The following is a 1,525-nucleotide window of genomic DNA, read 5'->3' on the forward strand; positions in this document are numbered from 1 at the left end:
GGACAGCACCGATAACGCCCAGAACAACCAGGAAGGCAGCTCCGCGGAGGCTATCACTTGTACCCGTACGGCGAGATCAATAGGGTGGTGCCGCTCAATGAAGGTGCCGCGCTCGCGGGTCCGAACGGCTGGTGTTATGGCGGCTGGACGCCACCGGCGCCAGTGTTCCATCAGGTCGTTCGACTGCGGTAGCAGGACGATGCTCGTGGAATTCAGGCCAGCATTCTTCAGCATGTCCATAGGAAACAATATGCATACAACATCAAACCCGGCGGCGCACCGACCGTCACTGGCGGTGCTGCTGGCAAGCAGCTTCGCCTTCATCATCGTCCAGCTTGACGTTACCATCGTCAATGTCGCGCTGCCCAAGATGGGTCTGGAGCTGGGCGCCGAGGTCAGCACCCTGCAGTGGGTGGTCGACGCCTACACGCTGGGCTTCGCCGCATTTCTGCTGTCAGCCGGCGTAGTGGGCGAAAAATTCGGCTCCAAGCGCGCGTTCCTGAGCGGCTTCGGCCTGTTCACGCTGGCATCCATCGCCTGTGCCATGGCACCGTCGGCCATGACACTGAACATGGCCCGCGCGATGCAGGGCGTGGGCGCAGCGCTGCTGCTGCCTAGTTCGTTAGCGATCCTCAATTTTACCTATGCCCACGATAAAAAAATGCTGGCCAAGGCGATCGGCTGGTGGACGGCCGCCGGCGGTGTGTCGATCGCGGCCGGTCCCGTAATTGGCGGCCTGCTGTTGTCGACGGCGGGCTGGCGCAGCATCTTCTGGGTCAACGTGCCGATCTGCGTGGCCGGCTTCGCGCTGACGTATTACGTCGTGCCGCCCATGGTGAGGAAGGAACCGTCGCGCCACTTCGACTTGCCGGGCCAGCTGCTGTCGGTGCTCGCGCTGATCGGCTTCATTGGCGCAGTGATCGAGGTGCAGGCACGGGGCCTTTCCAGCCTGGTTGTGCAAGGCGGCTTTGTGTTGGCCTTCCTCGCCGGCGCCGCCTTCCTGATGGTCGAGAGTCGCGTGCGGGCGCCGATGCTGCCGCTGACACTGTTCCATAGCATGCGTTTTTCGGGTGCCGTGTTGTTTGGCGTGCTGGCTAACTTCACCTATTACGGCGTGATCTTCGTGCTCAGCTTCTACCTGCAAAAGGTGCGCGGCTATTCCGTGTTCGAAACCGGTCTGACCTTTTTGCCGCTGACGGGGAGCGCTGTCATTTCCAACATCGCCAGTGGACGCTTGTCAGCGCGCACCGGACTGCGCGTGCCCATGGTGGTGGGCGGCCTAATCGGCTGTATCGGCTACGCGTTGCTTGGCACGTTTGGCATCTCGGACCATGCGACCTTCCTCGATATGCTGCCCGGCCTGGCGCTGATCCCAATCGGCAGTGGGCTGGCCATACCCGCGATGACAACGTCCATACTATCGAGCGTCGAGCGCCATCAGGCGGGGACCGCGTCCGCCGTGCTGAACACGGCGCGCCAGGTGGGCGGCGCGACTGGCGTCGCCATCTTCGGCGCCATCGTCGCC

At 63.0% G+C, this 1,525-nt stretch carries 1 protein-coding gene and 1 pseudogene; both read left to right on the forward strand.

The genetic code is table 11. The annotated features are described in order from the left end of the window. A pseudogene (locus WCA53_RS01425) lies at window positions 1–171 on the forward strand (DUF4863 family protein); the annotation flags it as partial. 79 nt (window positions 172–250) lie between these two features. Then, on the forward strand, window positions 251–1,525 hold a 1,275-nt coding region (locus WCA53_RS01430), incomplete at its 3' end, for an MFS transporter (protein WP_423904666.1).

The organism is Caballeronia sp. (assembly GCF_049581465.1).
Taxonomy (GTDB): Bacteria; Pseudomonadota; Gammaproteobacteria; order Burkholderiales; family Burkholderiaceae; genus Caballeronia.